The 439-nt window shown below is 70.4% G+C and carries 1 protein-coding gene; it reads left to right on the forward strand.

The window, feature by feature from the left end; genetic code table 11:
• Positions 1–58: 58 nt before the first annotated feature.
• Positions 59–415 (forward strand): hypothetical protein, encoded by a 357-nt coding sequence (locus FOE67_RS28325; RefSeq protein ID WP_323385667.1) that lies wholly within the window; start codon positions 59–61, stop codon positions 413–415.
• The last annotated feature ends 24 nt before the right edge of the window (positions 416–439 follow it).

Genomic DNA, 439 nt, shown 5'->3' on the forward strand with positions numbered 1-439 from the left:
CTCAAAGACCACCCGCTGCTCCGAATCCCGACCTTTCCCTCCGCAGAAGGGCCGCCCCGTGAATCACCCCTCGCCCCACTTCTCCTCGCATCGCAACTCCCCACCGCCCCACGACCGGGGCGCCGACCCCGAGGAGCGGCAGAAAGTCCTGGAGTTCGATGCCGCGATACGCAAGGGCAATGCTCGTGCGAATGCCACCGGCAACCGGCTGCTCGGCCAGGCCTTTCTCCACCGTTCGCGCGTACCGCTGGACCGGACGCCGATCGACCACGTCACCGCCGAGCGTGCCGCCCTGCGCGGTGATGCGGCGGAGGCGGAGGAGATGGAGCACGGGGTGCTCGACGGACGTTCGCCGTGGGCGTGCCGGGGCGAGGCCGGCACGCCGACGCGGGACGTTTTCGGGCTGGCCTCCTGATCCTGGATCTGTTCGCGGGTCCGG

This window comes from Streptomyces calidiresistens (genome assembly GCF_014141525.1).
Lineage (GTDB): Bacteria > Actinomycetota > Actinomycetes > Streptomycetales > Streptomycetaceae > Streptomyces > Streptomyces calidiresistens.